Annotated in this window: 20 protein-coding genes and 3 tRNA genes; 16 read left to right on the plus strand and 7 right to left on the minus strand. The window is 53.8% G+C overall.

The features are described from left to right. Nucleotides 1-9 precede the first annotated feature (9 nt). Both rimI and EIP93_RS03790 read right to left on the minus strand, forming a co-directional pair. Nucleotides 10-453 carry a ribosomal protein S18-alanine N-acetyltransferase gene (gene rimI, locus EIP93_RS03785; RefSeq protein WP_039539811.1) on the minus strand — a complete coding sequence of 148 codons (444 nt, stop codon included), beginning with the start codon at nucleotides 451-453 and terminating at the stop codon, nucleotides 10-12. Next, the gene (locus EIP93_RS03790; protein WP_103861421.1) at nucleotides 404-835 is read right to left on the minus strand and encodes a DNA polymerase III subunit psi; all 432 of its coding nucleotides are present in this window, start codon (nucleotides 833-835) and stop codon (nucleotides 404-406) included. The genes rimI and EIP93_RS03790 overlap by 50 nt, the downstream gene beginning before the upstream one ends. A 159-nt stretch (nucleotides 836-994) precedes the next feature. Between EIP93_RS03790 and rsmC the strand changes: the two genes are divergently transcribed. Then, nucleotides 995-2,044 carry a 16S rRNA (guanine(1207)-N(2))-methyltransferase RsmC gene (gene rsmC, locus EIP93_RS03795; RefSeq protein WP_044203970.1) on the plus strand — a complete coding sequence of 350 codons (1,050 nt, stop codon included), beginning with the start codon at nucleotides 995-997 and terminating at the stop codon, nucleotides 2,042-2,044. A 2-nt stretch (nucleotides 2,045-2,046) separates the two neighbouring features. On the opposite strand, the gene EIP93_RS03800 is transcribed toward rsmC, so the two are convergent. Next, nucleotides 2,047-3,039 carry an aldo/keto reductase gene (locus tag EIP93_RS03800; RefSeq protein WP_103941914.1) on the minus strand — a complete coding sequence of 331 codons (993 nt, stop codon included), beginning with the start codon at nucleotides 3,037-3,039 and terminating at the stop codon, nucleotides 2,047-2,049. A gap of 113 nt (nucleotides 3,040-3,152) precedes the next feature. On the opposite strand from EIP93_RS03800, the gene EIP93_RS03805 reads away from it, so the two are divergent. The 4 genes from EIP93_RS03805 (at nucleotide 3,153) to EIP93_RS03820 (ending at nucleotide 4,544) form a co-directional block, all read left to right on the plus strand. Next, nucleotides 3,153-4,058 carry a LysR family transcriptional regulator gene (locus EIP93_RS03805; protein WP_103941912.1) on the plus strand — a complete coding sequence of 302 codons (906 nt, stop codon included), beginning with the start codon at nucleotides 3,153-3,155 and terminating at the stop codon, nucleotides 4,056-4,058. A gap of 103 nt (nucleotides 4,059-4,161) precedes the next feature. Next, nucleotides 4,162-4,248 (plus strand) — tRNA-Leu (locus tag EIP93_RS03810). Nucleotides 4,249-4,327: 79 nt separating this feature from the next. Next, nucleotides 4,328-4,414, plus strand: a tRNA-Leu gene (locus EIP93_RS03815). 43 nt (nucleotides 4,415-4,457) lie between these two features. Further along, a tRNA-Leu gene (locus tag EIP93_RS03820) sits at nucleotides 4,458-4,544 on the plus strand. A gap of 140 nt (nucleotides 4,545-4,684) precedes the next feature. On the opposite strand, the gene EIP93_RS03825 is transcribed toward EIP93_RS03820, so the two are convergent. Then, on the minus strand, nucleotides 4,685-4,975 hold the full coding sequence (locus tag EIP93_RS03825; RefSeq protein WP_029369019.1) for a DUF1435 domain-containing protein: 291 nt from the start codon (nucleotides 4,973-4,975) through the stop codon (nucleotides 4,685-4,687). 105 nt (nucleotides 4,976-5,080) lie between these two features. Continuing rightward, entirely contained in the window at nucleotides 5,081-5,983 is a 903-nt protein-coding gene (locus EIP93_RS03830) for a LysR family transcriptional regulator (protein ID WP_125232291.1), read from the minus strand. Nucleotides 5,984-6,112: 129 nt separating this feature from the next. Between EIP93_RS03830 and budA the strand changes: the two genes are divergently transcribed. Further along, nucleotides 6,113-6,895, plus strand: coding sequence for an acetolactate decarboxylase (gene budA / locus EIP93_RS03835; protein ID WP_103861416.1), 783 nt, complete (start codon nucleotides 6,113-6,115; stop codon nucleotides 6,893-6,895). A gap of 21 nt (nucleotides 6,896-6,916) precedes the next feature. Beyond that, nucleotides 6,917-8,596: an acetolactate synthase AlsS gene (gene alsS, locus EIP93_RS03840; protein WP_103861415.1), complete on the plus strand. Its 1,680-nt coding sequence runs from the start codon at nucleotides 6,917-6,919 to the stop codon at nucleotides 8,594-8,596. A gap of 333 nt (nucleotides 8,597-8,929) precedes the next feature. Here the strand turns inward: alsS and EIP93_RS03845 are convergent, their stop codons facing one another. After that, nucleotides 8,930-9,310 carry a hypothetical protein gene (locus EIP93_RS03845; RefSeq protein WP_125232292.1) on the minus strand — a complete coding sequence of 127 codons (381 nt, stop codon included), beginning with the start codon at nucleotides 9,308-9,310 and terminating at the stop codon, nucleotides 8,930-8,932. A gap of 756 nt (nucleotides 9,311-10,066) precedes the next feature. On the opposite strand from EIP93_RS03845, the gene gcvT reads away from it, so the two are divergent. The 3 genes from gcvT (at nucleotide 10,067) to gcvP (ending at nucleotide 14,814) form a co-directional block, all read left to right on the plus strand. Then, on the plus strand, nucleotides 10,067-11,182 hold the full coding sequence (gcvT, locus tag EIP93_RS03850) for a glycine cleavage system aminomethyltransferase GcvT (protein WP_125232293.1): 1,116 nt from the start codon (nucleotides 10,067-10,069) through the stop codon (nucleotides 11,180-11,182). 247 nt (nucleotides 11,183-11,429) lie between these two features. Then, nucleotides 11,430-11,822 carry a glycine cleavage system protein GcvH gene (gene gcvH / locus EIP93_RS03855; protein WP_116586156.1) on the plus strand — a complete coding sequence of 131 codons (393 nt, stop codon included), beginning with the start codon at nucleotides 11,430-11,432 and terminating at the stop codon, nucleotides 11,820-11,822. A 118-nt stretch (nucleotides 11,823-11,940) separates the two neighbouring features. Then, entirely contained in the window at nucleotides 11,941-14,814 is a 2,874-nt protein-coding gene (gene gcvP, locus EIP93_RS03860; protein ID WP_125232294.1) for an aminomethyl-transferring glycine dehydrogenase, read from the plus strand. A gap of 146 nt (nucleotides 14,815-14,960) precedes the next feature. Here gcvP and EIP93_RS03865 read toward each other — a convergent pair whose 3' ends face one another. Continuing rightward, nucleotides 14,961-15,338 carry a winged helix-turn-helix transcriptional regulator gene (locus EIP93_RS03865; protein WP_125232295.1) on the minus strand — a complete coding sequence of 126 codons (378 nt, stop codon included), beginning with the start codon at nucleotides 15,336-15,338 and terminating at the stop codon, nucleotides 14,961-14,963. Between the two features lie 104 nt (nucleotides 15,339-15,442). On the opposite strand from EIP93_RS03865, the gene EIP93_RS03870 reads away from it, so the two are divergent. The 6 genes from EIP93_RS03870 (at nucleotide 15,443) to EIP93_RS03895 (ending at nucleotide 21,462) form a co-directional block, all read left to right on the plus strand. Next, on the plus strand, nucleotides 15,443-16,192 hold the full coding sequence (locus EIP93_RS03870) for an SDR family oxidoreductase (protein WP_103861696.1): 750 nt from the start codon (nucleotides 15,443-15,445) through the stop codon (nucleotides 16,190-16,192). A gap of 237 nt (nucleotides 16,193-16,429) precedes the next feature. Beyond that, entirely contained in the window at nucleotides 16,430-17,302 is an 873-nt protein-coding gene (locus tag EIP93_RS03875) for a carbohydrate ABC transporter permease (protein ID WP_103971799.1), read from the plus strand. Further along, nucleotides 17,292-18,212 (plus strand): carbohydrate ABC transporter permease, encoded by a 921-nt coding sequence (locus EIP93_RS03880; protein ID WP_103971798.1) that lies wholly within the window; start codon nucleotides 17,292-17,294, stop codon nucleotides 18,210-18,212. Before EIP93_RS03875 ends, EIP93_RS03880 begins: the two co-directional genes overlap by 11 nt. 37 nt (nucleotides 18,213-18,249) lie before the next feature. Beyond that, nucleotides 18,250-19,074: a phosphodiesterase gene (locus tag EIP93_RS03885; RefSeq protein ID WP_125232296.1), complete on the plus strand. Its 825-nt coding sequence runs from the start codon at nucleotides 18,250-18,252 to the stop codon at nucleotides 19,072-19,074. After that, nucleotides 19,074-20,162 carry an ABC transporter ATP-binding protein gene (locus EIP93_RS03890; protein ID WP_125232297.1) on the plus strand — a complete coding sequence of 363 codons (1,089 nt, stop codon included), beginning with the start codon at nucleotides 19,074-19,076 and terminating at the stop codon, nucleotides 20,160-20,162. Before EIP93_RS03885 ends, EIP93_RS03890 begins: the two co-directional genes overlap by 1 nt. Further along, the gene (locus tag EIP93_RS03895) at nucleotides 20,155-21,462 is read left to right on the plus strand and encodes an ABC transporter substrate-binding protein (protein WP_125232298.1); all 1,308 of its coding nucleotides are present in this window, start codon (nucleotides 20,155-20,157) and stop codon (nucleotides 21,460-21,462) included. The genes EIP93_RS03890 and EIP93_RS03895 overlap by 8 nt, the downstream gene beginning before the upstream one ends. Nucleotides 21,463-21,492: the final 30 nt, after the last annotated feature.

The raw sequence follows: 21,492 nt of genomic DNA on the forward strand, positions 1-21,492 counted from the left end.
ATAAAGAGGTTAGCCGAGCGGCAGTGCCATGAGAATGGCGTCTTCCCGACCCTGGGCCGTGGGGTAATAATCCCGGCGCACGGAGACTTCGTTAAATCCCAGACTCTCATAAAGCGCGATGGCTCGCGCGTTTGACTCGCGGACTTCCAGCCACAGCGTCAGAATTCCGCGCCGCTCCATTTCGTCGATCAGATGTTCCAATAGCTGGCGACCCAACCCCTGACGCTGGTGGTCGGGGTGTACCGCGATATTGAACAACGTCGCTTCATCCAGCACGACCTGTGTGATGGCGTAAGCGGCAAGCTGCCCGCCATGCTCCAGTTTGATGTTGAAATAACGCTCACCTTGATTGCTGACAAACGTCTTTTCCGACCAGGGAAAGGCGTGGCTGACTTGTTCAATTTTAAAGGCTTGTGCCAGATCGGCTGGCGTCAGAGAAGATATCGTGTTCATGTTCACAGATCTGTTGCCACAACGCCCGTTTGGCGTCGGCATTTTGATAAAGTTCGGAAAGCAGAGGGCTGGAAAGCTGAACACCCTGTAGCGCAATGGGTTCCGCGATGCCCAACCGCCAGCTATGGCAGTGCGAATCGGCGGGCAACATCTCGATCTGCTGCGGCGTCAGGCGATAGGCTTGCGCGGGAGTGAGCGCCAGACTGTGCAAAACGTCGGTCAGCAGCGGTTCATCATCGGCCAGCGGCTCGGCGGAGACAATCACCAGACGCACCTGTTCGGGCAGACTGACGGCGATTTCGCCTTGCAGCACAGTCGGGCGACGCAGCGTCCACTGCGTAATCCCCAGTTGCTGTAGCAGCCTGTCACGTCTTGATTCCATGCGTTATCCTGTCTGGCGTGCGAGAAAATGATCCGTGCCTATGCTAACAAACCCCGTCAGACTGCGCCAACGTCGGTGCGGTTATTTCCTCTCCGCTCTGCAACTTCGGGGACGAAGCGTATATAATCCCCCGCTCAATGATTAAGGAGCCGTACCCTGATGTCCGCATTAACCCCCGCCAGTGAAGTCATACTGCGCCATAGTGACGAATTTCTTTCACGCCGAGTTCTGTTTGCCGGTGATTTGCAGGATACCCTGCCCGCGCAATTTGAGGCGGCGTCAGTGCGTGTCCATTGCAACCAATACCACCACTGGCAACAGATGGCAAAGCCACTTGGGGATAACGCTCAATATGGTCTGGTAGCGGATGCGGCGCTGGTGGCGGATAGCGACACGCTGATTTATTACTGGCCGAAGAGCAAACAGGAAGCGGAATTCCAACTGCGTAACCTGCTGTCTCTGATGCCAGTCGGTACGGAAATCTTCGTTGTTGGAGAAAACCGCAGCGGTGTGCGTAGTGCTGAAATTGTGCTGTCTGACTTCGTTGAGCTGGCAAAAATCGATAGCGCACGTCGCTGCGGGCTTTACCACGGTCGGATTGACAAGCAGGCCAGCTTCACGCTGGATGAGTGGTGGGACGAGTATGTGACGGGCGGCGTGACCGTCAAAACGCTTCCGGGTGTCTTTAGTCGTGATGATCTGGATCCGGGCAGCCGACTGCTGCTGTCTACGTTTGAGCCGCACATGAAAGGCAAAGTGCTGGATATCGCCTGCGGTGCGGGCGTGCTGGCATCAGTACTGGCGAAACAGTCGCCGAAAATCCGCCTGACGTTGAGCGATGTCAGTGCAGCCGCTGTCGAATCCAGCAAGGCAACGCTGACGGCGAATGCGTTAGAAGGCAGCGTGATTGCGAGCAATGTTTACTCAGACATCGACGGCCGCTTCGATATGATCGTGTCTAATCCGCCGTTCCATGACGGCTTACAGACCAGCCTGCAAGCCGCGGAAATGCTGATTCGTGGTGCGGTGACCCATCTACCGATTGGCGGGCAGTTACGCATCGTCGCTAACGCCTTCCTGCCTTATCCGGCGCTGTTAGATGCCGCTTTTGGTAGCCATGAAGTGCTGGCGCAGACTGGACGTTTCAAGGTGTATCAGGCCACCGTTGGTCGTCCGCCGCGCACAGGAAGCAAAGGTCGTCGTCGGTAATTCTATTGATTCAGTGCCGCCATACTCTCCTTGCCGTAGCGTTCACCTGCTGCGGCATCGGGTGGGAAAATAGCATCAATGGCGGCCAGTTCCTTTTTCGTCAGCGTGACATCCAGCGCTGCGACGTTCTCTTCCAGATAGCGGCGGCGTTTGGTGCCCGGAATCGGCACGATATGTTCACCCTGTGCCAATACCCATGCCAGCGCAAGCTGTGATGGCGTAACCTGTTTTTCCTGCGCCAGTTGGTTAATTTTCTCTACCAGTTGCAGATTTTTGCCGAAATTTTCCCCCGAGAAGCGTGGATTGGTACGACGGAAATCGTCGGCAGCCAGATCGTCCGGGCTGCGAATCGCGCCGGTTAGGAAACCACGGCCGAGCGGGCTGTAAGGCACAAAGCCGATACCAAGACGCTCACAGGTGGGCAGAATCTCGGCTTCCATATCGCGCGTCCACAGTGAGTATTCGCTCTGTAACGCTGTAATGGGGTGCACGCGGTGCGCACGTTCTAGCGTGGTGGCGGAGGCTTCACTCAGGCCGATGTAGCGAATCTTACCTTCCTGAACCAGCTCTGCCAGCGTGCCGACCGTCTCTTCAATGGGAACCGTCGGGTCGATGCGGTGCTGATAGTAAAGATCGATAACGTCCGTCCCGAGCCGCGTCAGGCTGCCTTCCACCGAACGTCGGATGTAGTCAGGTTTACCACAGACGCCGCGTGCGTTGGGGTTTGCCGGATCGCGGATGATGCCGAATTTGGTTGCCAGAAAGACCTGTTCGCGTTTGCCTTTTATGGCTTTGCCGAGCAGCAGCTCATTGGTGTGGGGGCCATACATATCGGCGGTATCCAGCAGCGTGACGCCCAGCTCCAATGCGCGATGCAACGTGGCAATGGATTCTTTTTCATCCTGCGCGGTGGAGTAGAAATCACTCATTCCCATGCAGCCTAGCCCAATAGCCGAAACCTGCGGGCCGTTCGCACCTAATTTGCGCTGTTGCATTGTCATCTTCCTCATGTCGTTGGCAGTGAAAGCAGTTTGGTTGTTTATCCAACAAAGATAAATACCGATTTTTATGCAACACTATTCAAAAATAACCAACAATGGTGGCGGCAATGGATCACATTCAGGCGATGCGGGTTTTTGTGCGTATTGTCGAACTGGGCAGCTTCAGCCGCGCGGCTGAGCGACTGACGCTGCCGCGCGCGACGGTGAGCAACACTATCAAACAGCTTGAAGCACGGCTGGGGGTTCGTTTGTTGCAACGTACGACTCGTCAGGTGCAGATCACCGACGAAGGGCGTGTTTATTATGAGCGCTGCCTGCAATTGCTCGCAGAAATAGAAGAGATCGACACGCTGTTCACGCAGCAAAAGCAGCAACCCGTTGGTAAAGTGCGGGTGGATATGCCGCACTCGCTGGCGCGGGAAATTGTCGTTCCGGCGCTGGGCGAGTTCTACGCGCGTTATCCGCAGGTAACGCTAATGCTGAGCGCCAATGATGCGGCGATTAATGTGCTGCGTGAAGGCGTCGACTGTGTGCTGCGCGCCTGGCAGACGGACGACGAAACGCTGGCAACCCGCCATTTGCCGTCAATGCCGCAGGTAACCTGTGCGTCGGCCGACTATCTGGCGCGCTACGGTGTGCCGCGTTCGCTTGATGAGCTGTCGGGGCATCAGATGGTCGGCTATTTCTCTCTGAGTACCGAATTCCGTTATCCGCTGGAATTTATGTCGGGTGATGAGTGCATTACGCGCATGCTGCCCGGTGTGTTGCAGGTTAACGGCACCGATGCCTACATCGCCAGCGCGCGTGCCGGATTGGGGATTATTCAGGCACCGCGTCGCGGCCTGCGCCCATTTCTGGAAAGTGGGGAACTGGTGGAGATCCTGCCGGAAATGCCGCCGCCCGCGATGCCGCTTTATGTGATGTATGCGCCCGGTCGTTTTCTCGCGCCACGGATTCGTGTGTTCATTGAATGGCTCGATGAGCTCTTTACGCGCAACGCCGCAGCGAGATGATGATTTTTGCAGCAAACCCCGCATTCCAGAGGAAATAATCATTGACGTGAACGTGAAAACCTCTAGAATTCGGCCCCGTAGTGATATTGCGTAAAGCAGTGTTGCGAAGGTGGCGGAATTGGTAGACGCGCTAGCTTCAGGTGTTAGTGTTCTTACGGACGTGAGGGTTCAAGTCCCTCTCTTCGCACCAACATCACTACACGGTTCTGGTTTGTCGAACCGAAGCAGTAAATCAGTGTCGCATGACATAGTTATTACATGACAGAATTGCGAAGGTGGCGGAATTGGTAGACGCGCTAGCTTCAGGTGTTAGTGTTCTTACGGACGTGAGGGTTCAAGTCCCTCTCTTCGCACCATGTCGTGATAGATTTATTGTATAAGACAAACAACATTCTCAGTGCGAAGGTGGCGGAATTGGTAGACGCGCTAGCTTCAGGTGTTAGTGTCCTTACGGACGTGAGGGTTCAAGTCCCTCTCTTCGCACCACAGATTCCCTCTGTATCTTCCTGATTTTCTTCCCCGTTTATTCTCTTTTCCCCCGTTTCTGGCTATGCCGCTTTTTCGCGATCATTTATCATTCTGGGTTGTGTACTCTTTCTCGTTTACTGATCTACATCCACATACATTTACAGCGTCGTTAGATTAAACGTGACGGACAGCGCCGCCAAACCGCCAGCTAGCGCAATGCAGGATGGCAGCAGTAAATAGTGGCGCAAACGTTGATGAAACAGCATGACAAGCGTCGCCAGCAGGGCGATGGCGATAATCACTTTTAGGTGCGTCAGGTTCAGGTTGAGCAGCGCCAATAGCGGCATGATGGCACAAGGCAGCAACACGCCCCAGGCGCTGGACAGATGCTTCCCCATACACCAGCTCACACCCCATAGCCCGCAGGCTGTGATCATTGCTGTCAGCATTTTTCCACCCGTCAAAAATGATAATGATAACTAATATCATATGTGAATTTATATCAATTACTAGTTTTTGACGAGCAGATTGTTGGAATTTTATGCCTAATTTTGTTAATCGGGATACTGACTTTTCAAATGCTGGCGTATCAGGTGAATCATATTCACGATAACCGCCGATCGTTCATGTTTGCGCCAGATAGCCGCAATTTGTGTATGGATTTCGGGCATGCCGATATCATGATAGGTCACATTATCCGCCTTAATACAGGCGAGAGATTCCGGCACAAGCGTGATGCCGAAGCCTGCGGCGACCATCCCGATGGTGGCCGTTAACTGCGGAGCAAATGGGCTGGGTCTGGGGCCATAGCCTGACAGATAGCAAGTGCGGATTATCATGTCGTGTAGCCCTGGACACACCTCGCGTGGGAAAATAATCAGCGGTTCCTGACGCAGCTCGCTAAGTGAGATCTGCGCTTTATGGCTCAGCGCATGCCCTGCGGGTAACACCAATTTCATCGGCTCTTCAGCCAAAATCTCCCCGTTAATATCATCACTAAGATCGCAGGGTAGGCGCAGAAAGGCGATGTCGATATTGCGTTCTTGCAGCGCAGTGATGAGCGCGGCCGGATTTTCCTCCTTTGGCAGCGGCTGAACGTGTGGATGCCGCTGATAATAACGATGCAGTAGCGCAAGCACGGTCGGGTGGAACATGGCCGACGGCGAAAACCCTACGTTCAAGCTACCTTTCTCACCTCGCGCAATGCTCCTTGTCCGCGCGATGGCCGAATCGGTAAGCTGCAAAATCTGACGTGCATCTTCATACAGCGCTTGTCCCGCCTCCGTCATTTCTACGCCGCGCGTCAGTCGCTTGAACAGCGGCGTACCGATCTCCTGCTCGAATTTCTTGATCTGCTGGCTGAGAGGCGGCTGTGACATCCCCAGATTTTCCGCCGCACGCGTGAAATGCTTAGTTTGTGCAACGGCGACAAAATAGCGCAGATAACGTAGCTCCATTTACGTGACTCCATATGTTTCCGATCTTGAAATGACCTTAATTGCATATTGGAATTTTGTTCTCTCACACGTCAATCTTTATCTAAATATTAGCGGTATTTAAGTAATTGGTGCGATGAGAAGGACGGTATGAAAACGAATGTCAGTGAAAAATCCTGTGAAGAAGCCTTTGCTAGCTACGCCCATGATTTTCGGCGACAGCATGCAGACAGCGTTATTTATCAAACCTCATTAATGAGTGGACTAATAAATGGCGTATACGAAGGCAGCCGAACGATGGCTGAATTACTGGAGCATGGTGACTTTGGATTAGGAACATTTAATAGTTTGGACGGGGAACTGGTTGCCTTGAATAGCCAGATTTTCCAGCTGTTATCCGACGGCAGTGCACGGGCGGCGAAGCCGGAGCAGAAAACGCCGTTTGCGGTCATGACGTTCTTTCGCCCGACGGAAACGATCCATTTTGATCGCTGGACTTCGCGTGAAGACGTACATCACCAGATCGATGAGATCGTGGGAACGGACAATCTGTTCTGTGCCTTGCGGATTGATGGGCGTTTTCGCTGCATTGAAACGCGTACCGTCCCCCGACAGTGCCGACCCTATAAACCGATGCAGGAAGCGGTTGAAGGGCAACCAACATTTCATTTTGAACACCGTAGCGGCAGCGTTATTGGTTTTCGTAGTCCAGCTTACACTCAGGGAATTAATGTCGCGGGTTACCACGAACATTTCATTACTGACGATCGCCAGGGCGGCGGCCATATTCTGAATTATGACGTCGAGCACGGCACGCTGACGTTTGGTGTTATTGCCAAACTGATCATCGATCTGCCTCAGGATCGGGAGTTTCTCAATGCCGATCTGTCCTCAGAAAACCTCAACAGCGTAATCCAGTCAGTAGAGAGCTAGTCATTTCATCGGAGTCATGTCATGGAAAAGTCCACCGAACAGCAAAGCTGGAGTAGCGGAGCCGAGCTGATTGTAAAACACCTGGAAGCGCAGGGCGTGAAGCATATTTTTGGTATTCCCGGCGCAAAAATTGATCGTGTGTTTGATGAGCTGGAAGACTCGACGATCCAAACGATCCCAGTTCGGCATGAGGCGAACGGCGCGTTTATGGCGGCGGCGATAGGGCGCCTCACGGGGAAAGCGGGGGTGACGCTGGTGACATCCGGCCCTGGCTGTTCCAACCTCGTCACCGGACTGGCAACAGCGACCGCAGAGGGTGATGCGGTCGTGGCGCTAGGCGGGGCGGTTAAGCGGGCAGATAAACTTAAGCTGACGCACCAGAGTCTGGACACCGTCAGCCTGTTTCAGCCAGTCAGTAAATTCAGCGCGGAAATCACGGCTTCTTCCGCCATATCGGAAGTGTTGGCGAATGCTTTTCGGGCGGCAGAGAGTGGGCGTCCGGGGGCGGCGTTTGTCAGCCTGCCGCAGGATATCGTCAATGAACCGGTGATTAGCCCGGTGCTGGCGTGTCCGAACTTGCCGTTGCTAAACGGCGCGCCGCATAGCGATATTGCTGAAGCGGCCAAACGGCTGCGGCAGGCTAAAAATCCGGTGCTGCTGCTCGGGTTAATGGCCAGCCAGCAGGAAAATGCGCAGGCACTGCGTCGTTTCCTTCACCATAGCAAACTGCCCGTGACCAGCACGTATCAGGCGGCTGGTGTGATCGATCAGCAGCAGTTCGATCACTTTGCCGGACGTGTCGGATTATTCAACAATCAGGCTGGCGATAAGCTGCTGCAACAGGCGGATGTGATCGTTACCGTAGGTTACAGCCCGATTGAGTACGATCCGGTGTTATGGAATAGCGGCAAGGCGACGCTGATCCACATCGATGTGCTGCGAGCGGAGATCGACAGCGCTTATCGTCCTGATATCGAGCTGCTTGGGAATATCGCAATGACGGTGGACACGCTGAATGCGTGCATCAGCGAACCGTTTATCTTGTCTGCTGATACACAGTCCGTGTTGCGGGATCGTCAGCGCCAGCGCCACGATCTCAGTACGCGCGCCATCAACATGGCAGGATTTGCGATCCACCCTTTGCGTCTGGTGCGGGCGATGCAGGATATCGTGAATGAGGATGTCACGCTGTGTGTGGATATGGGGAGTTTCCATATCTGGCTGGCGCGTTACCTGTATAGCTTCCGGGCGCGACAGATCCTGATGACCAACGGACAGCAGACGATGGGCGTGGCGCTACCGTGGGCAATCGCCGCATCGCTGGTGCAGCCCGGAAAAAAAGTGGTGTCTGTTTCCGGCGACGGCGGGTTTATGCAGTCCAGTATGGAGCTGGAAACGGCGGTGCGCCTGAAAAGCAATCTTCTGCATATCATCTGGGTAGATAACGGCTACAACATGGTAGAAATCCAGCAGCGGCACAAATACCATCGTCCGGCGGGCGTGTCGTTTGGGCCGATTGACTTCAAAGCGTATGCGGAAGCATTCGGCGCGAAAGGGTTTGCCGTTGAATCTGCTGATGAACTGGTCAGCAAACTCCGTCAGGCAATGGACGTCGACGGCCCTGCGGTGATTGCCATCCCCGTTGATTATTCCGATAACCATTGGCTGATGGAGAATCTGAATATTAGCGTGCTGATCTGATATGCCAGGATCGCGTCTGTACTCTGGTATCTATTAATATTGTAATAAGACAAGGTAAGCTGGCGGTTTGAAACCATTATTTTATCTTTTTTCCAAAAATAGAGGGTACAACATGGTGCGAGCTTACCAACATCCTTAAAAAGGAAAAGACGATAAATTTTTCGAACGGTAGGGAATGAATTTGGTTTTTTATTAATGCAGACTTACACTGTCTGCCCAGAAGAATCTGGACAGACAGTACAAGTGTAACATCCAGGAAAGTATTCATGTTAGGACTAATATTTTTCTGTATTTTATGAAAACGAGCTCATTCAATCGTTATTAAATAGCGTACTATCTTTCTCCGTAAGTGTACTCAATCTTGTTAATTATTGATTTGAATCCATATCGTGGAAAAATTTTCTGTTGCGATGCTAAATAACTATCAGCTAACGCTTCAGCCGCAGTTCGGTAAAACTTTTCTTGGTTTTTATTATACCAGGGGTCATCATGCGGGTTGGGGGTGAATTTGTAGGTTTGATCACGTGTAACCGCCATGATACGAATTCCACGGTTAGTACCATATTTTTGCTCTGCGTAAGTAAACTCCACGCCACCTTTGTTGAATTTTCCTTTGACATCCGCCGCGAACGCATTGTCGGCAGTAAACGTCAAAAATAGAAATGCCGATGCAGCGATAGAACGTTGCAATAATGTATTAATGTTTTTTTGCATAGCTTTTATCCTATATGATTTTTAACAGGGTGAATCACATTTAAAATCTAGATGAGCATCTGGATTTATGCAATTAGCAGTCAGATACTATTAACTGCATTTTCTCTTTTTATTAGTTTAATAATAAATAGCAGTTTTAATTTTATAATCCAATCTATTATCACGATCGTCATTTTAATTAATATTAATTTGTCATTTAATTATTCATGTAATGCGGTGTGACGATCCTTCTTTACACTTTAATCCTCGTCATACTTCAAGTTGCATGTGCGTTAGTGGATCAACTTCGTTTCGGACGAATGTGATCTTTTGGCGTGCGCTGGTACTGAGGTAAAGACGCCCGAGAAGCGGTTCACAAAATCGTGATGGCGGCAGCATAAGAGAGGGCGTAAGGCTGGAAGTCGCTGTTGGTTTTTGATTGAAAAAATCTAATTTAAGCTTGTTTTTAGCATTATATTATCTAATCCGAATGGTATTTTTAGTTGGGTGTCATTGCCTATGTTATCCAGTTTTAATGTCATTAATTTGTGGTTTACGCTGATTTAAATAATTTACGTGCTTAATTTATTCAATTAATAAGCATATTACGCTGCTTTGTTTTTTGTGGGCGGCTCGACTTTCTTTGTCTTCTATATAATTTATCTTATGTCTGAGAGAGTGGTTTAACCTGAGCTTCGGTGGTAAGTTCAGTCATAAGATATCGTTTGCGTAGTGTGTTTTATCGCCTGAACGCCATGCGCTGAAGAGGGATGAGGAATGGCAAAGCAGACCCCGTTGTACCAACAACATCTGGCCGATGGCGCCAAAATGGTGGATTTTCATGGTTGGATGATGCCACTGCACTACGGCTCCCAACTGGACGAACACCATATTGTGCGTCGGGAAGCCGGCATTTTTGATGTCTCCCACATGACTATCGTCGATTTGCACGGTGCGAGAACGCGTGAATTCCTGCGTTATCTGCTGGCGAATGATGTCGCCAAGCTCACACAGCCGGGCAAAGCCCTGTATACCGGCATGCTGAATGCCTCCGGCGGCGTCATCGACGATCTGATCGTTTACTTTCTCACGGAAGACAATTTCCGACTGGTTGTGAACTCCGCGACGCGTGAAAAAGATCTCGCCTGGATCGGGCAGCACGCTGCGCCGTTCGGGGTTGAAATCCGCGAGCGCGACGATCTGGCGCTGGTTGCGGTGCAAGGTCCGCAGGCGCAGGAAAAAGTTCAAGAAATCCTGAAGGCAAAAGGCCTGAGTGATGCCGACGTGGCAGCCGTTGCCAGCATGAAGCCGTTTTTTGGCAAGCAGGCGGGCGACTTCTTCGTCGCCACGACGGGTTATACAGGTGAAGCCGGTTATGAAATCGCGCTGCCAAATGAGCAGGTGGTCGATTTCTGGCAACAACTGCTGGCGGTTGGTGTGAAGCCATGTGGGCTGGGTGCACGCGATACGCTGCGGCTGGAAGCGGGGATGAATCTGTACGGTCAGGATATGGATGAAGGCATTTCGCCACTGGCGGCCAATATGGGCTGGACAATCGCCTGGCAGCCGGAGGATCGCGAGTTTATCGGGCGTGAAGCATTAACACATCAGCGTGAAAAAGGGACCGATCAACTGGTTGGTTTAGTGCTGACGGAAAAAGGCGTATTGCGCAATGATTTACCTGTGCGCTTTACTGATAGTGATGGCGTGGTGCGCGAAGGGGTGATCACTAGTGGATCGTTCTCGCCGACGCTTGGCGTGAGCATCGCGCTGGCGCGTGTTCCGGTGGGGATTGGTGAACAAGCGATAGTGCAGATTCGTAACCGCGAACTGCCTGTCCACGTGACCAAACCCGGCTTTGTCCGCGCTGGAAAAGCCATCGCTCAGTATTGAATAACTTCTTATGTAATACCCTAAATAATTCGGGTTGCAGGAAGGCGGCGACGCAGTGAATCCCCAGGAGCTTACATGAGTAAGTGACTGGGGTGAGCGAGGACAAATTGGCTTAGCCAATTTGAACGCCGCTTGCGGCGGCCCGTCAGGGCGAGGCTCAGCGATGAGCCGAGTATTGCCAACGCACATGCAGCTTGAATTATGACGGGTAGCGCACAGGATTAACGACTTTAGGAAAGGGGATGCAATGAGCAACGTACCAACAGAATTAAAATACACCACGTCGCACGAATGGGTGCTGCATGAGGGCGACGGTATCTACAGCGTGGGTATTACCGAACACGCGCAGGAACTTCTGGGTGACATGGTCTTTATCGATTTGCCGGAAGTGGGCACGGTCGTCGCCGCAGGCGATGACTGCGCGGTGGCGGAGTCGGTAAAAGCGGCGTCAGATATTTATGCGCCCATCAGCGGTGAGATCGTAGAAGTTAACGACGATCTGGAAAGCGCCCCTGAGCTGGTCAACAGCGCACCTTATACCGACGGCTGGCTGTTCCGTATCAGAATTTCTGATGAATCTGATTTGGACGAACTGCTTGATGCCGAAGGCTATCAGGCGTTGATAGAAGACGACGAATAGTTATCGCGCCCCCGATTTTGTCAAATCTGGGGCGTTTTATTTTATTCGCCCGCGTCGTATTTCAGCGCGGCAGCCAGCACGATTAATGCAGGCACGATTGATCAAGGAAAGTACTGTAATGACCCAGACACTCAGTCAACTCGAACATGACGGCGCATTTATCGAGCGCCATATCGGTCCTTCCGTCAGCCAACAGCAGCATATGCTGTCGGTGGTGGGGGCTACGTCGCTGGATGCGTTGATCCGCCAGATTGTCCCGGTGGACATTCAATTGCCCAGCCCGCCAGCGGTAGGAGAGGCGGTGACGGAACATGAAGCGTTAGCTGAGCTGAAGGCCATTGCAGGACGCAATCAACGTTATAAAAGCTACATCGGCATGGGCTATAGCGCGGTGCTGATGCCGCCAGTGATTTTACGCAACCTGCTGGAAAACCCAGGCTGGTACACCGCCTATACGCCGTATCAGCCGGAAGTCTCTCAGGGGCGTCTTGAAGCGCTGCTGAATTTCCAGCAGGTCACACAGGATTTAACCGGTCTGGATTTGGCCTCCGCATCGCTGCTGGATGAAGCAACCGCTGCGGCGGAAGCAATGGCAATGGCGAAGCGCATCAGCAAACTCAAACAGGCTGAACGTTTCTTCGTTGCTGACGACGTGCACCCGCAAACGCTGGACGTGGTGCGTACCCGTGCGGAAACTTTCGGTTTTGACATTGTTGTCGGTAAGGCGGAAGAAGCGCTGAAAGACGATGCGGTGTTTGGCGTGTTGCTGCAACAGGCAGGGACAACGGGTGAACTGCACGATTACAGCGACCTGATGGCGGCGCTGAAAGCACGTAAGGTCGTCACCTGCGTGGCGTCGGATATCATGGCGCTGGTACTGCTGACCGCACCGGGCAAGCAGGGCGCGGATATCGTCTTCGGCTCTGCACAGCGCTTTGGCGTGCCGATGGGCTACGGCGGGCCACACGCGGCGTTCTTCGCCTGTCGTGATGAACATAAACGTGCCATGCCGGGCCGTATCATCGGCGTGTCGCGCGATGCGGCAGGCAATACTGCGCTGCGTATGGCGATGCAGACGCGCGAACAGCACATTCGCCGCGAGAAGGCGAACTCCAATATTTGTACCTCGCAGGTGTTGCTGGCCAACATTGCGGGGATGTATGCGGTATTCCACGGGCCGGAAGGGCTCAAACGTATCGCAGGGCGCATCCATCGTCTGACCGATATTCTGGCGGCAGGATTAACGCAGGGCGGATTGTTGCTGCGTCATCGCAGCTGGTTCGATACGTTGACCATTGAAGTCGCGGACAAAGACGCGGTACTGAGCCGGGCATTAAGTTTTGGCATCAACCTGCGCAGCGATTTGGCGAGTGCGGTAGGCATTACGCTGGATGAAGCAACAACGCGTGAAGACGTGCTGGCGCTGTTCGCGGTTCTGCTAGGTGACGATCACGGGTTGGATATCGACGCGCTTGATGCGGCCATCGGCCAGAAAGCGGCAACGATCCCGGCTGGACTGGTGCGCCACGACGCGATCCTGTCGCATCCGGTGTTCAACCGCTATCACAGCGAAACCGAGATGATGCGCTACCTGCACCGTCTGGCACGTAAAGATCTGGCGTTGAATCAGGCGATGATCCCGCTCGGTTCCTGCACCATGAAGCTCAATGCGGCGGCGGAAATGCTGCCGATTACCTGGCCGGAATTTGCCGAATTGCATCCATTCTGCCCGCCGGAACAGGCTCTGGGCTATCGTCAGATGATCGAACAGCTCTCAGGCTGGCTGGTGCAACTGACGGGCTATGACGCGATTTGCATGCAGCCCAACTCGGGTGCGCAGGGTGAATACGCGGGGCTGCTGGCGATCCGTCGCTATCATGAAAGCCGCAATGAGGCTGGTCGTAATCTCTGCCTGATTCCTAGCTCTGCCCACGGTACTAACCCAGCATCAGCGCAGATGGCGGGGATGGACGTGGTGGTGGTCGCCTGTGACAAACAGGGCAATATCGATCTGCACGATCTGCGTGAGAAAGCGCAGGCGGCGGGCGAACAGCTTTCCTGCATTATGGTGACCTATCCATCCACCCACGGCGTCTATGAAGAGACGATCCGCGAAGTGTGCCAGATCGTGCATCAATACGGCGGTCAGGTGTATCTGGATGGCGCGAATATGAACGCGCAGGTTGGCATCACCACGCCGGGCTATATCGGCGCAGACGTGTCGCACCTGAACCTGCATAAAACCTTCTGTATTCCGCACGGCGGCGGCGGGCCGGGCATGGGGCCGATTGGCGTGAAAGCGCATCTGGCACCGTTTGTGCCGGGTCATCAGGTAGTAAAAATTGAGGGTGTACTGACGGAGCAGGGCGCAGTCTCTGCGGCACCGTTCGGCAGCGCTTCTATTCTGCCGATTAGCTGGATGTACATTCGCATGATGGGAGCGGAAGGGCTGAAACAGGCTAGCCAGATGGCGATCCTGAACGCCAACTACATCGCGACGCGCTTGCAGCAGGCCTATCCGGTGCTTTACACCGGCCGTGACGGTCGCGTGGCGCACGAGTGCATTCTGGATATTCGTCCGCTTAAAGAGAGTACTGGAATTAGCGAGATGGATATCGCCAAGCGCCTGATCGACTACGGTTTCCATGCGCCGACCATGTCGTTCCCGGTCGCGGGCACGCTGATGGTGGAGCCAACGGAATCGGAGAGTCAGGTCGAGATCGATCGCTTTATTGATGCGATGCTGGCGATCCGTGCCGAAATCAACCGCGTCGCGCAGGGCGAATGGCCGCTGGATGACAACCCGCTAGTGAACGCGCCGCACACGCAGGCAGAGCTGGTGGCTGATTGGGCGCATCCGTACAGCCGTGAGCTGGCAGTCTTCCCAGCAGGCAGCGAACATAAATACTGGCCGAGCGTGAAGCGTCTGGACGATGTGTACGGCGACCGTAACCTGTTCTGCTCGTGTGTGCCGATGAGCGACTATGCGTAGTTAATCGCGCTGGCCGTTGAATCAGCGGCTTGGTTGTTCATTATCTTTTCCAGCCTCCTCTACTCAGGGGAGGCTTAATTGACTGATTTTATTCCTCCTTTTCATTACTAGCCTCTAATAACCTGCTGCGCTGAGACCCATCGAATTTAGTCATCATCAGCCAATGTTTTACCGTGTGTTCTCATCCAGTCTGCCAGTGAATCCAGCGTTGGCTGGAGCGATTTACCCAGTGGGGTGATTTGGTACTCCACGCGCGGTGGCACTTCGGCATACACCTTACGCTTCACCAGTTTTCGCTGTTCGAACAGGCGCAGCTGTCGTGTCAGTTCCTTCTGAGTGATGGGGGCGATAGCGCGTTGTAATGCGCTGAAACGTACGGGGTCGCCGATCACGATCAGGCGGTACAGTATGGGAATCGCCCATTTGCCCGCGATGAGGTTGACGAAATTCACCATTGGACACGGTTCTGCAATGTCAGATGGTGGGGAAGGGGACGTATTTGCTACTGGGCCGTGAACAGACATAAGGTTCCAATACCCTCTTTAGTATCCAATTGGTGCCTACTTACAAAAGTATACTATTGATGAAATACTGCCGTTTTTCAAGCAACACGACAGGACATATCATGATGAAACGGCTACAAGATAAGTTTGCTTTGATCACCGGGGGCACCAGCGGTATTGGGATAGAAACCGCACGTCAGTTTCTGGCGGAAGGGGCGACGGTCGCCATCACTGGACGCGATGAGAAAGCGCTGGCACGTGCGCAGGCTGAGTTAGGCCATTCCACGCTGGCGATCCGTTGCGATGCTGGAGATATCCGTGCCCAGCACGATCTGGCCCAGACGCTGACACAGCAATGGCCACGTTTGGACGTGTTGTATGCCAATGCAGGCGATGTCACCCATCGTCCGTTAGAAGGCTGGGACGAGTCGGCCTGGGATCGGCTTATGGCGACTAACCTTAAAGGGCCATTCTTTCTGGTTCAGGCACTACTGCCGCTGCTGAACAACCCGGCATCGGTGATTCTGTGTGGATCGACCAGCGCCCATATCGGCCTACCGCAAAGCAGTGCCTACGCCGCGAGTAAAGCGGGATTACTCTCGCTGGCTCGCACGCTGTCGGCTGAGTTGGTGACGCGCGGCATTCGGGTTAACGGCTTGAGCCCGGGCCCGACTGAAACTCCTGCGCTTGATAAGCTAGGCCTCTCTCCCGAACAGCAGTCCGCCATGCAGGAACAAATTCGACAGCTGGTGCCGATTGGCCGTATGGGAACGCCTTGGGAACTGGCGAAAGCGGCGGTTTTTCTTGCTTCTGACGAGTCCCGCTTTGTGGTTGGAACGGAATTGTTGGTCGACGGTGGTGTTGCCAATCTGTAGGTAAACTCATTGTTTTTCAAATTATTAGTATAAAACCTCTGCCGCTCATGATGATGAACGATCGGCACCGCCATACTGCTCTTAACGGTGCTGGCGGCATTCACTCTGGGCCTGCGAAATCATTCGCAGGCATATTTTCCCAATTCGAAAACAAACTGTCATTAAACTGACGCCCCACTGACACGCTAGCGTTCTAGGGTAAGGCCTCTGTGTTTCACACTGAGCGACCTTTGAGTTATGCGTGCAAAATGCTTTCCCTATCTTGTGCTGTTGCCGACGCTGGTTTTTTTGCTTGCCTTCACTTATTTCCCCCTGCTGCGTTCGGTCATCGATAGCCTGTATGACACTCGGCTGAATGCTGATACGCCGCTGTTCGTCGGGATGGATAATTTTGTGCGTCTGGTACAGGACGCCGTGTTTTGGCAAGCCTTGCTGAACAACGTGCTGTACATCCTGATGACGGTGGTGCCCGGTGTCCTGCTGGCGCTGTTGTTGGCGGTGCTGCTGTGGGAAAACACGCGCGTTAACCGCTGGCTGCGTACTGCTTTCTTCTTTCCGATGATTATTCCGCTGGTGAGCGCCGCGACGCTGTGGTTGTTCATCTTTATGCCGGGACTGGGGCTGCTGGATTACTATCTGGCTAAAGTGTTCGGCCCGATGAACAACAACTATCTCGGCATGAGTGACAGCGCGCTGGTGGCGGTGAGCGTCATCGGTATCTGGAAATTCGCTGGCTACTACATGCTGTTTTTTCTTGCCGGCCTGCAATCCGTTTCTGCCTCCGCACGCGAGGCGGCGCTGATGGAAGGAGCTTCCCGGCGTCAGGTATTTTTCTACGTCACGCTGCCGCTGCTACGACCGACTATCGCCTTCGTGGTCACCATCGCTTTTATCTACGCCATTACCCAGATCGACCACGTTGCCGTCATGACACGCGGCGGGCCGAATAACGCGACAACCGTGCTGCTCTATTACATCCAGGATCTGGCGAATGATACGCACGATCTGGGCAAAGCCTCTGCGGCCACCTTCCTGACGCTGGCGATGCTGTTCGCCTTTTCCATTATGAATCTGAAAGTGCTGGAGAAAGGGGCGCACTATGAACGTTGAAAATCCGAGCGTTGATCACCCGAATGTTGAGAACTTAAGCGTTAACGTTCGGCATGTTGCAAACCGCAGCGTTGCCAACCGCCATCCGCTGCGCGTCACGACGCGGTTTACGCTGCCGTTGCTGCTGATTTGCGCCGCGCTACTGTGGGTCAGCCCGTTTATCTGGATGCTGTCTGCTTCCGTCAGCACCAGCAGTTTTGGCGTAGATATGGCCTCGTTGTTGCCGCGTCTCCCGCTGACATTCGATAACTTCCGCGATGCGTGGGACAGCGCTGACTGGTTACGGCTTTACACCAATACGCTGATCTTTGCGGTCGGCACGTTTCTGGTACAGCTGGTGACGATCACCACGGCGGGCTACATCTTTGCCTATCACGAGTTCCGCGGCAAAACGCTGCTGTTCTACCTGCTGCTGATTCAAATGATGATCATGCCCGTCGTCATGATGGTGCCGAACATGATGACGCTCAAACAGCTCGGCCTGCTCAATACCCTGACCGGCGTGATGATGCCGTATTTCGCCTCGGCGTTTGGCGTGTTCCTGATGCGTCAGGCGTTTCTCAATATCGCCAAAGAGATTGAAGAAGCCGCGTTGATGGAAGGCTGTCGCTGGTGGCAGGTGGTGTTTCACGTCCTGATTCCGATGACCTGGCCGTCGATTCTGGCTTTCGCCACGGTCAGCATTACCTACCACTGGAACGAATATCTCTGGCCGCTGATGGTGCTCAACGATCCCGACAAACAGGTACTGACCATCGGGCTGGTGTCGTTTGCGATGGGCGCAGAGTCCGGCGGGCAGTGGGGATTAATCTGCGCGGGTACGCTGCTGGTGTGCCTGCCGCTGATGGTGGCCTTTGTGGTGTTCCAGAAGCAGTTCCTGAGCAGCTTCGGCTTCTCGGGCATTAAGTGAATCGCCAACGGGCGAAATAACGATAGAGGTGGTTATTATGTTGCTGGCACAGATTTCCGATCTGCATTTTCGCAGTGAGGGTCGCAAGCTCTATGAATTTATTGATATTAACGGAGAAAACGCCAAGGTCATTAACCAGCTAAACGCGCTGAGTGAGCGGCCGGACGCGGTGGTGGTTAGTGGCGACATCGTCAACTGCGGAAGCCCACAGGAGTATCAGGTGGCACAGCGCGTGTTGCAGATGCTGGATTACCCGATGTACGTGATTCCGGGCAATCATGATGACAAGCAGCATTTCCTCAACGCGATGCGCCCGCTTTGCCCGCAATTGGGCGATGATCCAGAAAACATCCGCTATGCGGTGGATGACTTCCCGATGCGTCTGCTGTTTATCGACACCAGTCTGGCTGGACAGGCGAAAGGTTGGCTGACGCCATCCACGCTGGGTTGGCTGGAACAGCAATTGCAGGATCACTCAACGCGCGAAACGGCGATCTTCATGCACCATCCACCGCTACCACTAGGATCGGCGCACATGGATCGGATCGCCTGTGAAAACGGGCACGAACTGCTGACGTTGATCGAACGTTTCCCGCAGCTTACGCGGATCTTCTGCGGCCATACGCACCGCCTGATTATGACGCAGCATCGGCAGGCGATTATTGCCACCGTGCCGGGTACCGTCCATCAGGTGCCGTATTTCTACTATGACGATACGTCGTACTACAACCTAGAACCTGCCAGCGTGGTCATGCACCGCTATGTGCCAGTCACCGGGCTGGTGAGCTACAGCCAGTCGATCACCTCGTACCCTGGGCCTTACCTCTACGATCCGCGTATCAGCTGTCCGGTGGATGCGTAATGGCCGTGATTCAGTTACGTAATATCAGTAAACGCTTTGAGCACATGCAGGCGCTGGCGTCGCTGTCGCTGGATATCGCTGACGGTGAGTTTCTGGTGCTGGTCGGGCCGTCTGGCTGCGGCAAAAGTACGCTGCTGCGTATGCTGGCCGGTCTGGAAGACGTGAGCGATGGGCAAATCCTGCTGGGTGACGACGACATTACGACGTGGAGTCCGAAGCAGCGCAATTTCTCGATGATCTTCCAGAACTACGCGTTGTTTCCGCACCTGACCGTCGAGCAGAACATCACTTTCGGGATGCGGATGCGCGGTGAACCGAAAGCGGAATACCCACAGCGCGTGCAGCGCGTTGCCAGCCTGCTCCAGCTTGAGCCACTCCTGAAACGCAAGCCGGGAAAACTGTCCGGTGGTCAGCGCCAGCGTGTAGCAATGGCGCGGGCGATTGTGCGCGATCCGCGCTTGTTTTTGATGGATGAACCGCTGTCGAATCTGGATGCCCGCCTGCGCAGCGACGTGCGGGACGGCATTATGGATCTGCACCGGCAGTTGAAAACAACCACCGTTTACGTCACGCACGATCAGATCGAGGCGATGACGATGGCGGACAGAATCGCTGTGCTGGATCGCGGCGTACTGCAACAGGTCGGCACGCCGGAGCAGTTGTATTCGCACCCAGCTAACGTCTTTGTCGCCGGATTTATCGGCACGCCCGCGATGAATCTCGTGACGCTGTCCTGCACCGATGGTCACGCGTTGTTACAGGCATTGCCTGTGGCGCTGCCCGTCAGTGAAGAAACGCGTTCATTAACGAGTGTGCTGCTCGGGATCCGCCCTGAGCACATTACCGAACACGCCGCGTCAGACGGCGATTTGTCATTGTCGGGAATAGTGAAACAACGGGAGCTGTTTGGCGCGGAGTATCTGATTCATGTGGATACGCCGTTGGGAAATATTCGCTACCGTCGGCCAAATCGCGATGGCGTGCCGGATATCGGCGCATCCATTGTGCTTCATTTTTCACCGCAGGATTGTCATTGGTTTTCCGGGCAAACCGCCCGTAATTTATCCCAGGAGAAAAGAAATGCGTAAGCCCCGTATGATGGCGTTGGCGATAGCCTTACTGATGTCTGGCCCCGCGTTGGCAAAGCAGAGTATCGATTTTATGTTTCCCGCGCCGGTTGATGGCAAGCTGACGATGGAAATGACACGCATCATCAAAGAGTACAACCAATCGCAGGATCAGGTTGAAGTGCGTGGGATCTTCACCGGCAATTACGATACGACTAAAGTGAAAGCAGAAGCGGCCGCCAAAGCGGGCGATCCTCCGGCGCTGGTGATTATGTCGGCAAACTTCACCGCCGATCTGGTCATCAAAGATGAAATTTTGCCGATGGACGAGCTGTTCAAATACGGTAATGAAAAAGCCACGCCTTTCCTGACCAAAAACTTCTGGCCTGCGCTGCATCAGAACGCGCAGGTGATGGGCATGACTTACGCGATCCCGTTCCACAACTCGACACCGATCCTCTATTACAACGAAGACATGCTGAAGAAGGCGGGCTTTAACGAGCCGCCGAAAAACTGGGATGAAGTGATTGCGGTCGCGAAGAAACTGACTGACCCAGCGAAAGGACAGTGGGGCATCATGATTCCGTCCACGAATGACGACTACGGCGGCTGGATGCTGTCTGCGCTGACACGTGCCAACGGTGGGGCGTATTACAATGCTGACTATCCGGGCGAAGTGTATTACAACACCGCATCGACCAAAGGCGCGCTCCAGTTCTGGCGCGACTTAGTGTATCGCGACAAAGTGATGCCCGCTGGCGTGCTGAATTCCAAACAGATCAGCGCCGCGTTTTTCTCCGGCAAGCTGGGTATGACCATGCTGAGCACCGGTGCGCTGGGCTTTATGCGTGAAAACACCAAAGATTTCCAGCTTGGCGTGGCGATGATGCCGGAAAAAGAGCGTCGTGGCGTGACCATCGGCGGGGCGAGTCTGGTGAGCTTCAAAGGGATTTCTGAAGATCAGAAGAAAGCAGCCTGGCAATTTATGAACTATCTGGTCAGCCCGGAAGTCAGCGGCAACTGGAGCCGTTTTACCGGCTATTTCGCTCCGCGCATGGCGGCCTACGATCTGCCGGAAATGAAAGACTATCTGGCGAAAGATCCGCGTGCGGCCATTGCGCTTTCACAGCTGCAATATGCCCATCCGTGGTACGCCACCTATGAAACGGTCGCGGTACGCAAAGCGATGGAAAATCAGCTGGCGGCGCTGTTAAACGATCCGGCGAAAAAAGTTGAGGATGCTGCCGCTGCCGCACAAAAAGAAGCGGATGGCATCATGAAGCCTTACGTGGATAAAACGGCATTGCGAGACGTGAAATAAGGAAGTCCCGCCCCGTTGATACTGACTCAA

Source organism: Pectobacterium versatile, assembly GCF_003932035.1.
Classification (GTDB): domain Bacteria; phylum Pseudomonadota; class Gammaproteobacteria; order Enterobacterales; family Enterobacteriaceae; genus Pectobacterium; species Pectobacterium versatile.

What these genes read in the sequence shown, in the direction of transcription:
- rimI (WP_039539811.1), bottom strand. Translation starts at nt 453, where the DNA reads ATGAACACGATATCTTCTCTGACGCCAGCCGATCTGGCACAAGCCTTT.
- EIP93_RS03790 (WP_103861421.1), bottom strand. Translation starts at nt 835, where the DNA reads ATGGAATCAAGACGTGACAGGCTGCTACAGCAACTGGGGATTACGCAG.
- rsmC (WP_044203970.1), top strand. Translation starts at nt 995, where the DNA reads ATGTCCGCATTAACCCCCGCCAGTGAAGTCATACTGCGCCATAGTGAC.
- EIP93_RS03800 (WP_103941914.1), bottom strand. Translation starts at nt 3,039, where the DNA reads ATGCAACAGCGCAAATTAGGTGCGAACGGCCCGCAGGTTTCGGCTATT.
- EIP93_RS03805 (WP_103941912.1), top strand. Translation starts at nt 3,153, where the DNA reads ATGGATCACATTCAGGCGATGCGGGTTTTTGTGCGTATTGTCGAACTG.
- EIP93_RS03825 (WP_029369019.1), bottom strand. Translation starts at nt 4,975, where the DNA reads ATGCTGACAGCAATGATCACAGCCTGCGGGCTATGGGGTGTGAGCTGG.
- EIP93_RS03830 (WP_125232291.1), bottom strand. Translation starts at nt 5,983, where the DNA reads ATGGAGCTACGTTATCTGCGCTATTTTGTCGCCGTTGCACAAACTAAG.
- budA (WP_103861416.1), top strand. Translation starts at nt 6,113, where the DNA reads ATGAAAACGAATGTCAGTGAAAAATCCTGTGAAGAAGCCTTTGCTAGC.
- alsS (WP_103861415.1), top strand. Translation starts at nt 6,917, where the DNA reads ATGGAAAAGTCCACCGAACAGCAAAGCTGGAGTAGCGGAGCCGAGCTG.
- EIP93_RS03845 (WP_125232292.1), bottom strand. Translation starts at nt 9,310, where the DNA reads ATGCAAAAAAACATTAATACATTATTGCAACGTTCTATCGCTGCATCG.
- gcvT (WP_125232293.1), top strand. Translation starts at nt 10,067, where the DNA reads ATGGCAAAGCAGACCCCGTTGTACCAACAACATCTGGCCGATGGCGCC.
- gcvH (WP_116586156.1), top strand. Translation starts at nt 11,430, where the DNA reads ATGAGCAACGTACCAACAGAATTAAAATACACCACGTCGCACGAATGG.
- gcvP (WP_125232294.1), top strand. Translation starts at nt 11,941, where the DNA reads ATGACCCAGACACTCAGTCAACTCGAACATGACGGCGCATTTATCGAG.
- EIP93_RS03865 (WP_125232295.1), bottom strand. Translation starts at nt 15,338, where the DNA reads ATGTCTGTTCACGGCCCAGTAGCAAATACGTCCCCTTCCCCACCATCT.
- EIP93_RS03870 (WP_103861696.1), top strand. Translation starts at nt 15,443, where the DNA reads ATGAAACGGCTACAAGATAAGTTTGCTTTGATCACCGGGGGCACCAGC.
- EIP93_RS03875 (WP_103971799.1), top strand. Translation starts at nt 16,430, where the DNA reads ATGCGTGCAAAATGCTTTCCCTATCTTGTGCTGTTGCCGACGCTGGTT.
- EIP93_RS03880 (WP_103971798.1), top strand. Translation starts at nt 17,292, where the DNA reads ATGAACGTTGAAAATCCGAGCGTTGATCACCCGAATGTTGAGAACTTA.
- EIP93_RS03885 (WP_125232296.1), top strand. Translation starts at nt 18,250, where the DNA reads ATGTTGCTGGCACAGATTTCCGATCTGCATTTTCGCAGTGAGGGTCGC.
- EIP93_RS03890 (WP_125232297.1), top strand. Translation starts at nt 19,074, where the DNA reads ATGGCCGTGATTCAGTTACGTAATATCAGTAAACGCTTTGAGCACATG.
- EIP93_RS03895 (WP_125232298.1), top strand. Translation starts at nt 20,155, where the DNA reads ATGCGTAAGCCCCGTATGATGGCGTTGGCGATAGCCTTACTGATGTCT.